Genomic DNA, 9,946 nt, shown 5'->3' on the forward strand with positions numbered 1-9,946 from the left:
ATGTTTATCACTGACTCAACCGTATCGGCCAGCACCGGTGTTAACTCGGACATCCTGCAAGCCCTGCCACCCATTGCAGGCTTGCAGCACCTGCTCGATGCTGGCCTCGGCACGCTGCCCCGGCCCGGACATGGCGCCACCTTGCAACGCTGGCAGGCGCTGGCGGCCGTCGCTGCTGTCGACCTGAGCCTGCTCAAATTGTATGAAGCCCATACCGATGCGCTGGCCATCCTGGCCGAACTCGATGGTGCAGGCCCCGGCGCGCCGGCGGGCAGCAGCTGGGGCGTCTGGTGCGCGGAAATGCCGGGCACGCGGCTCAGGCTGCACAAGGCGCAAGATGGACATTACCTGCTGGATGGACGCAAAGCCTGGTGTTCGGGTGCCAGCGGGCTCACACACGCGCTGGTCAGTTGCTGGAATGAGCAAAACCAGGCTTGCCTGGCCAGCGTAGTAGTGAGGCAAGCAGGCGTACACGTCACCGACGAAGGCTGGCAAGCAGTCGGCATGGCAGCCTGCGCCAGCGTCGACGTGGAATTTACGGGCGCACGCGCCTTCCCCGTAGGCCAGCCCGGCGCCTATCTGGCACGGCCAGGCTTCTGGCACGGCGGAGCCGGCATCGCCGCCGCCTGGTATGGCGCCGCCTGCGCGGTCGCCAGCCATCTGCATGCGCGAGCCCGGCATGCAGCCCCCGACGCCATGCGCCTGGCGCAACTGGGACAGATCGATTGCGTGCTGCGCGCCACCGCTGCCCTGCTGCGCGAAGGCGCAGCCGAGATCGATCTGCATCCCCAGCGCGATGCGACCGAGCTGGCGCTGCGCCTGCGCCTGGTGGCGGAAGACGCCGCCACGCTGGTACTGCAGCTGGCCACACGTGCACTGGGCGCCGGCCCCTTGTGCCGCGATGCCCGATTCGCCCGCCTGGCAGCTGACCTGCCTGTATTCCTGCGCCAGAGCCATGCCGAACGCGACCAGGCCAGCCTGGGCGGCATCATCGCTGGCGCCCAGGACCATCCCTGGCCACTCTGACATGCAGATCCCAGTCCAGCCGCAAGAACGCCGTATCGAAGGCGTGGGCACCACCGACCAGCAGTGGCAAGCCTGGCCGGGGCTGGCGCTCATGCCCACGATCACCGCGCATGCACTGGCGCCGCCAGGCAGGCGGGTGGTCATCGTCGCACCGCATCCCGATGATGAAGTCCTCGCCTGCGGCGGTTTGCTGCAATTGCTGGTGGCGCAAGGTAATCATATTGTGCTCGTTGCCGTCACCGATGGCGATGCCAGCCACCCCGGATCGGCATTATGGCCGCCAGAACGCTTGCGCCGCATGCGCCCGCTGGAATCGGCGCAAGCCCTTTCTGCACTGGGCATGGCATTCGACAATTGCGTGCGCGTAGGCCTGCCGGACGGCGGCGTGACAGGGCAGCTCACGCGCTTGCGCACCCGCCTGGCCGCACTGCTGCACCCTGGCGATATCGTACTGACCACCTGGCGCCTGGATGGCCATCCAGACCATGAAGCCTGCGGCCTGGCTTGCGCCTTGGCCACCGCCGACAGCGGGGCCACTTTGGTAGAAATGCCGGTCTGGACCTGGCACTGGGCCATCCCGGGCGATATACAGGTGCCGTGGCAGCGCGCGCACCGCCTGCTGCTTCCCGACGCAGTGCTACGGCGCAAGCGCACTGCCCTTCAGTGCTTTGCCAGCCAGATGCAGGCTGATACATCGACAGGGCAGCCACCGATCGTTGCCCCCCATGCCTTGGAGCGCCTGCTACGTCCTTATGAGGTGTATTTTCTATGAACCCGTCTAGCAACATGGATGAACAGCGCAACACTTATTTTGCGCGGCTATACCACGACAGCGCCGACCCCTGGCAAGTTCGCCAACGCTGGTACGAGGAGCGCAAACGCGCCCTGCTGCTGGCCTGCCTGCCGCAGCAACACTACCGTAACGCCTATGAGCCAGGTTGCGGCAATGGCGAACTGACAGCTGCGCTGGCGCAGCGTTGCGAACGCATGCTGGCAACCGACATGTCGGAGCAAGCGCTGCAACTGGCGCAACGACGCCTGGCAGATGCAGGCCTGGGCGACAAGGTGCAGTTTGAGCACCACCGCCTGCCACAGGATTGGCCGCGCCCGGGCTTGGGCATAGAAAAATTCGACCTCATCGTCATCAGCGAGATCGCCTACTATCTGTCATCGGAAGAACTGGCGCAGGTGGCAGAGCAATGCGTCGCCAGCCTGGCTGACGGCGGCAGCATCGTGCTGTGCCACTGGCGCGCGCCATTTGCGCAACGGATGCAATCGACCGCATGCGTGCACGCCGCTTTTCAAAGTATCGCCGGCTTGCACCAGTTATTGCGCCACGAAGAAGCGGATTTTTTGCTGGGTCTCTGGTCCGGCGATGCGCGCTCGGTGGCGCAGCGCGAGGGTTTCGCATGATAGGCGTCGTCATCCCCGCGCACAACGAAGAGGCGTATCTGGATGCTTGCCTGGACGCGTTGCGTGCCGCCGCTACCTGCCCCCAGCTAGGCGGCGAAGTGGTCCACATCGTCATCGTACTCGACGCCTGCAGCGACCGCTCGCAGCACATCGTGATGACGCACGCCATGCACACCGACTTGCGCTGGCGCCTGGACTGGATCGCTGTCGAGGGCCGTAACGTGGGCGCAGCCCGCGCCGCTGGCGCTGCACTACTGCTGGAACGCGGTGCACGCTGGCTGGCCTTCACCGATGCCGACACGCGCGTCTCGGCCACCTGGCTGAGCACCCAACTGAGCCTGGACGCAGATGCGGTCTGCGGCTCGGTAGCCGTCGACGACTGGTCACCGCACCGGCAGCACGCCCTGGCCCTGCGCGAACACTTTGCCCGCACATATAACGACGCCGACGGCCATCACCACATCCACGGCGCCAACCTGGGCGTGCGTGCCAGCGCCTACGTGCGCGCCGGTGGTTTTGCGCCGCTCGCTTGCAGCGAAGACGTGGCGCTGGTCGACGCGCTGGAGGCAAGCGGTGCGCATATTGCCTGGAGCGCAGCGCCCCGCGTCAACACCAGCGCCCGCCGCAATGCCAAAGCCAGAGGCGGCTTTGGCGACACCTTGCTGCAGATGGTGGAAAAGATGTGAATGCCAGCGCCGCCCTGCCTGTTAGCGTAGCGCTTCCTGCAAGCCTGGCGCAAACTCGGCGCCGTGCTTGATTTGCGCGGTGGACGCCCTGATGGTGCCGCCTATCGCTTCGGCGCGGCCGTCCAGGCATTTACCGAGGAAGTTTTCCGCCACCGCATTAAAAGCGATATTGTTGACGGGACGTGCAAACCCATGGCCTTCATCCGGGAACAGCACGTAGGTGACGGGGATATTTTTCGCCGCCATTTCAGCCACGATCTGGTCCGACTCGCGCACGTTGACGCGCGGGTCATTGGCGCCCTGGCCGATCAGCAGGGGCCGCTGGATATTGGCGGCAAAGTTCAGCGGCGAACGTTCCTTCAGCAGCGCCCGGCCTTCTTCCGTGGTGGGGTCGCCCATGCGCTTGTAAAACTGCTGCTTGATCGATTCCCAGTACGGCGGTATGGTTTGCAGCAAGGTAAACAGATTCGATGGGCCGACGATGTCGACGCCGCAGGCAAACGTGGCCGGCGTGAACGCCATGCCGGCCAGCGTCGCGTAACCGCCATACGAACCGCCCATGATCGCCACTTTGTCAGCGGTGGTCACGCCACTCTTGACGGCCCATTGCACGGCGTCGAGCAAATCGTCATGCATCTTGCGGCCCCATTGCAGATCGCCGGCCGAAATGAATTGTTTACCAAAGCCCGTCGAACCGCGGTAGTTCACCGACAGCACGGCGTAACCACGGTTGGCCAGCCACTGGTGCGTGCTGTTGTAGCCGTAGCCGTCACGCGCCCAGGGTCCGCCATGCACCAGCAGCACCAGCGGCACAGGCTTGCTTGCATGGCCACTGCTGTCTGCCTGCGCAGCCTGCGGCAAGGTCAGGTAGGACACCAGCGTCAGGCCGTCACGCGCCTTGATCTCTTGCGGATACATGGGCACCAGCGGCGCGCCTTCCAGTTCGGGCCGCGTCACATATAACTGCGTGAGGTGCTTGGTCCTGCGCTCGTACAGCCAGGCCGAAGGCGGCGCGGTGACGGCATCGACCGCCACCAGCCATTTGTCGTCGGCATCCGTGCGCGACACCACGCTGAACTGACCCTTGGTATTGTTCTTCAAAAATTCCAGGTCGCCTTTGACGTCATTCGACAGCGGTACGTATTCCTGCTGCAGATAATTGACGCTGTATGCTTGCACCCGTCCCGTGCGCTGATCGTAGAGTGCGTTGGCAATATCGGCGCGCGCATCTTCGGCCACCACGGTAGTCTTGCCGCTGGCCACGTCCTGCGCCAGCAGGGCCGAGGTATTGCGGCCGCGCGAATCGGTCCAGTACAAGGTCTTGCCATCGGTGGTAAATGTCAGCGGCGCGGTGGTTTGCGAATCGTCCAGGCCGATGTCGGCCAGCGGCGTGGTTTCAACCTTGCCGCCTTTGACACGGAAATAGGTGGCGCCACCATCGCTGCGTGGTTTACTAGCCAGGCGCAGATTCAACTGTTCGTCGGCCAGGTAGCCACCATAACCGTCATTGTGCTGCACCAGGGTCAGCTTGCCGCTGGCCAGGTCCAGGCTGTACACGTCGTGCCAGCGGGGATCGCGGTTATTGATGCCGATCAAAATGCGGTCCTTGACCTTGCTGCTGATCTGCACGATCTGCACACGGGTTTTCTCAAAGGGCGTGTAATTGATCTGCTTGCCGCTGAGCACATTCACGCCATACAGCAGGAAGTTTTCATCACCGCCCTTGTCCTGGATAAACAGCAAGGTCTTCGAATCGGGCGACCAGAAGCTGCCCCGTATCGGCCGCACTTTTTCATCCGTCAACGGACGCGCTTTCGTCAGATCGCTGGCCGGCGCCACCCACACATTGAGCACCCCGTCGCGCGGCGCGATCCAGGACAGCCACTTGCCATCCGGGCTGATCCTGCCGCCGGACTTGCTGGGATTACCAAAAATCTTCGCCCGCTCGATCAGCGGCACGTCATTGACAGGGGATTGCGCGTAGGCCGGCAGGGCGCTGGCGAACAATAGTGCAGGCAGGGCATAACGTAGCATGGACACCTCATGGTAAGTAGATGAAGGAAAACATGGCAATCTTGCATTGCCAGACCATGATAGGCGAAAAAGTAGTTATCAGGTTAACTACGGTGACAGGCCAAAACCGGGCAAGAAAATACGCGACACCATAAAAAATGGCGGCCATCCCTGCTCCGGATGACCGCCATCACTGATGCTGACTCGTCTATTTCAGCGGTACGCCTACCCCGAAGATAATCGACTGGCTGCGTCCACCGCCGATATTGAGGTTGCTGTTGTAATCCAGGGTCAGAGTCGCGCCATTCGACAGCAGCAATTTAACGCCCAGGCCCGCCGCCCAGTTGCCCGTCTGCTGCGGCACGGTGCGTATCACATACACAGGGCCCTCTGCTGCCAGGTCGGCATATGCCAGGCGCGCTTCGTCGGCATCCTGGAACTGATGACGGTATTCCAGGCGCGCCCGCGGGAACCAGGTACCCAGGCCACCCACATACGTGCCCTCGGCCCGCGCGCCCAGTGCGCCTATGCTGGAACGCACGGTTTGCTTGAAGTAGCTCAGGGCATTGATGCCGGGCGCCGTTTCCGTGTAGGGATCGAGCGTGGCCGACATCAATTCCAAACGGCCATATGGCGACCACATCCAGGTTTCCTGGCGCATTTCCAGCCCCGCCACCAGCGCGCCAAACACTTGCTTGCCCTTGCGGTCGCCGGTGGCAAAGCCGCTGCCATCGCTGAGGTAACGCGAGGCGTCGTACTTCAGCGTACCGTAACCGAGCACGCCATCGACAAACACGTTTTTGCCTGGACGCAAACTGCCATACGCGGCCACCACGGCACTGTCGGCACTGCTCTTGCTGCCGTTGTTGCCCACATCGCTGCGGTCATGGCTGAAACCGGCACCGAGACCGATGCTGGCCAGATCGCTTACCCGATAGTCACCACCCACGCTGATGCCGCTGGTGCTGAAACGGAAGCCCGTCTGGCGGCCATTCACATAGTGCTGGCCAAAATCAGCCGCGCCACCTAACCACAATGCCAACGCCTGTTTCTGCGTATCAGGCCGCTGCGGCATATCAGGCAGGGACGCAGCCGCCGGGTCAACACCGCCACTCACGGCTTTTTGATCCAGCCCTGCACGCAAGCCCACGGGACGCATCGGTAAGCGCTGTGCATTATTACCAAATACGCGGTCCGCTTCCTGTTCTTGCCAGCGCGCCAGGGCCGCCGTCGGATTGCCGTTCGGGTCAGGCGGCGTCAGGTTCAGGCCAAAGTTGGAACGGCCCCAGCCATCGCCATGCAGGCTTTCCAGGCGCTGCGTGAAGTTGGCCAGCTGTGCACTGGCAAAACGGCGCGCCGCATCGGCTTGCGCCGCCTGCAGTCCGATCACTTCAGGGTCGGTCGATGGATCGCGGCGCGCCGTCACGCTGACATTGATGATGCCAGGCTGCGAAGTCGCATAGGCATTGCTCAAGGTGTAGTTGACGACAGCGGCGCCAGCAAACTGACCGGAGGCCGTGAAGACCAGTTGATACGAGGGCTTGCCCGCCGTGCCCACGTCGCGCACCACGGCCGTACCGGCAGTGGCCGGGGCGATGCTCAACACATTGGCCGCAGTGAATGGCCCGCCGCTGGCACCTGCCGTCAAATCGACCGTCACGCCCAGGCCGGCCACCACCGTGACGCTCTGGGCGGTGAGCTGCGGCACCGGATTGACAGTCACCGTGGCTTGGGCTGGCGTCGAGGTACCAAACGCATTCGACAAGGTATAGCCGATCGTGATGCTACCGCTGCTGCTGACAGTCGGCGTGTAGATGATATCAAGGCCGTTGACAACGGCGCTGCCACTGGCCGGTGGCGTGGTAATCGCCACTGCCGTGAACGGCCCGCCGCTGGCGCCCGCGCTCACATGCAGGGTCACTGGAGAACCAGCCAGCACCGTACCGGTTTGCGCCACAGGTACTGGCACAGGCTGTGGCGCCACCGTGACGCTGACCGTCGCAGGAGCGGAAACACCGCCCGGCCCCGTCAGCGTATAGCTGTAGCTGTCCGTACCAAAATAATTTTGATTGGGGACATACGTCACCGTGAAGTTGCTGCCTCCACCCACTGGGCCGCCCGATGCGCCAGTTGTCAAGATCGTGATCGTGCCATGCTGCGGCGGCGTCACGATATTGACGCTGATGATCGGATTGCTGACGGTAGAGGTGATCGTCATGCTTACCTGCTGGTTGGCCGAGGTAGTGCTACTGCCGTTGCTGACCGGCGGCGGCGCCTGATTGACCTGCAAGGTCAAGGCTTGCTGCACGGTAAATTGATGCGTATCCGTCGCTTGCACGGTGAAGGCAAAACTGCCGAACACGGTAGGCGTACCACTGAGCAAGCCGGTGGCGGCATTCAGTGTCAGGCCAGCCGGCAAGGCGCCGGTGCTGATCGAGTAGCTATACGGTGCAACACCGCCAGCAGCAGTGAACTGCTGGCTGTAAGCATCACCCGCACGGATTGCCGCCAGGCTGGCCGGCGTCAACGTCAGCGCTGGGGCAGCAATCGAGAAGGTATAGCTGTTAGTGACGCTATACGGTGCCCCCACACCCGTGCTGCTATCTGTTGCGCGCAGGCTGAAGGTAAAGCTGCCTGCCACAATCGGCGTACCTGACAGCACTCCGGTAGCCGCGTTCAGGCTCAAGCCTGCCGGCAGACTGCCGCTGCTGACGCTATACGTGTACGGCGCCGTACCGCCACTGGCCGTGATGCTGGCGCTATACGCCGCTTCCGCCGTCGGGTTGGGCAAGGTGGCCAGGTTGAGGGAAAGCGTGGCCGACGATACAGCCAGGGTATAGTTTTGCACGCCAGTAAGTGCATACGCATCTGCCGCTTGCACCGTGAATGTAAAGCTGCCACCTGCCGTTGATGTACCGCTCAGCAAACCGGTACTGTTCAAGGTAATGCCCGCCGGCAGGCTACCGCTTGTTACTGTATAAACATACGGACCAACACCACCACTGGCTGTCAATTGCTGGTTATAAGCTGTGGCGGCACTTGCCGCTGGCAAGGTGGCTGGCGTGATCGCAATCGTCGGCGCGCCCACAGTCACGGTATAGCTGGTGCTGACACTATACGGCGCGCCCACACCGGTGCTGTGATCGGTAGCGCGCAGGCTGAATGTAAAGCTGCCGGTGACATTTGTCGTGCCCGACAGCACACCGGTGCTGGCGTTCAGGCTCAGGCCGGCCGGCAGGGCGCCGCTGCTGACGCTGTAGGTATATGGCGCCGTGCCGCCACTGGCTGCAATGGTGGCACTGTACGGTGCTTCCGCAACCGGGTTGGGTAAGGTGGCCAGGTTCAGACTCAGCGTGGCCGACGATACAACCAGGGTGTAGCTTTGCGTGCCGGTGAATGCATGCGTGTCGGCCGCCTGTACGGTGAACGTAAAGCTGCCGCCCGCCGTCGGCGTACCACTCAGCAAACCACTGGCACTCAGGGCAATGCCTGCAGGCAAGCTTCCGCTCGTCACCGTATAGGCATACGGGGCGCTGCCGCCACTGGCTGTCAATTGCTGACTATAGGCTGTAGCGGCATTTGCCGCTGGCAAGGTTGCTGGCGTGACCGAAATGGTCGGCGCACCCACGGTAAGGGTATAGCTGGTAGTGACGCTAAACGGCGCCCCTACTCCCGTACTGCTGTCGGTAGCGCGCAGGCTGAAGGTAAAGGCGCCAGCCGCAGTCGCAGAACCCGACAGCACACCGGTGGCAGTATTCAGACTCAGACCGGCCGGCAGGGCGCCGCTGCTAACGCTGTAAGTATATGGCGCCGTGCCACCGCTGGCCAGGATGCTGGCGCTATACGGTGTTTCCGCAACCGGGTTGGGCAAGGCTGCCAGATTCAGCACGAGCGTAGGTGACGATACGGCCAGGGTATAGCCTTGCGTGCCGGTAAAGGCATGCGCATCGGCCGCTTGCACGGTGAAGTTGAAGCTGCCGCTCGCCGTCGGCGTACCGCTCAGCAAACCAGTGGCACTCAGGGTGATGCCTGCAGGCAAGCTTCCGCTCGTTATCGTATAGACATACGGTGAGCTGCCACCGCTGCCTGTCAATTGCTGGCTGTAGGCCGTACCAGCATTGACCGCTGCCAATGCCCCTGGCGTTATCGCAATCGTCGGCGCAACCACGGTACCGCTATAGGAGCGTAAAGTACTATAAGGACCAGGACTGGCACTACCGTCGGTAGCAGTAACGGTAAAGCTGTAGGGGCCTGTCACCGTGGGCGTGCCCGACAACACGCCGTTGGGCGCCAGGATCAAGCCCACAGGCAAGGTGCCGCTGGTGATGGTAAAGCTGTACGGGGCGACGCCGCCTGTGGCGCTGATCGTCTGGCTGTAAGCAGTGCTGGCTGTGATGGCTGGCAAGACGGCCGGCGCCACGCTGATCGTCGGCGCTACCACATAGCTGAACTGGTCTGCACCGCTGGTAGCGCTGGTACCACCTGCCGTGGTGACCCGCACATCCACCGTACCCGCACCGGCAGGCGCGGTCGCCGTGATCTGCGTAGCGCTGCTGACGGTAAAGCTGGTGGCATTGCTGGCGCCAAACCTCACTGCCATTGCTCCCGTCAGATTCGTACCGGTGATGGTCACAATGGTGCCGCCCGCAGTCAATCCCGTGGCGGGCGAAATACCGCTCACCGTCGGCGCCGCCACATACGTGAACTGGTCTGCAGCGCTGGTGGCGCTGGTGCCGCCTGGGGTGGTAATTCTTACATCCACCGTGCCCGTGCCGGCAGGCGCCGTTGCCGTAATCTGCGTGGCGTTG

At 63.0% G+C, this 9,946-nt stretch carries 6 protein-coding genes; 4 read left to right on the forward strand and 2 right to left on the reverse strand.

The annotated features are described in order from the left end of the window. Genes HDE72_RS10940 through HDE72_RS10955 form a run of 4 tightly spaced genes read left to right on the forward strand, consistent with a single transcriptional unit; the run spans nt 1 to nt 3,125 of the window. Complete coding sequence (locus HDE72_RS10940; protein WP_183740422.1) at nt 1-1,026, forward strand: acyl-CoA dehydrogenase; 1,026 nt, start codon at nt 1-3, stop codon at nt 1,024-1,026. A gap of 1 nt (nt 1,027) precedes the next feature. After that, nucleotides 1,028-1,798 carry a PIG-L deacetylase family protein gene (locus HDE72_RS10945; protein WP_183740425.1) on the forward strand — a complete coding sequence of 257 codons (771 nt, stop codon included), beginning with the start codon at nt 1,028-1,030 and terminating at the stop codon, nt 1,796-1,798. After that, nucleotides 1,795-2,439, forward strand: coding sequence for a class I SAM-dependent methyltransferase (locus HDE72_RS10950; protein ID WP_260176620.1), 645 nt, complete (start codon nt 1,795-1,797; stop codon nt 2,437-2,439). The genes HDE72_RS10945 and HDE72_RS10950 overlap by 4 nt, the downstream gene beginning before the upstream one ends. Then, entirely contained in the window at nt 2,436-3,125 is a 690-nt protein-coding gene (locus tag HDE72_RS10955) for a glycosyltransferase family 2 protein (protein WP_183740428.1), read from the forward strand. Before HDE72_RS10950 ends, HDE72_RS10955 begins: the two co-directional genes overlap by 4 nt. A 21-nt stretch (nt 3,126-3,146) precedes the next feature. Here the strand turns inward: HDE72_RS10955 and HDE72_RS10960 are convergent, their stop codons facing one another. Together HDE72_RS10960 and HDE72_RS10965 are read right to left on the reverse strand one after the other, a co-directional pair. Further along, nucleotides 3,147-5,159, reverse strand: a complete 2,013-nt coding sequence (locus HDE72_RS10960; RefSeq protein WP_183740431.1) for a S9 family peptidase — start codon at nt 5,157-5,159, stop codon at nt 3,147-3,149. Nucleotides 5,160-5,346: 187 nt separating this feature from the next. Beyond that, on the reverse strand, nt 5,347-9,946 hold a 4,600-nt coding region (locus HDE72_RS10965), incomplete at its 5' end, for a putative Ig domain-containing protein (protein ID WP_183740459.1).

Source organism: Janthinobacterium saanense (assembly GCF_014200675.1).
GTDB lineage: Bacteria > Pseudomonadota > Gammaproteobacteria > Burkholderiales > Burkholderiaceae_D > Janthinobacterium.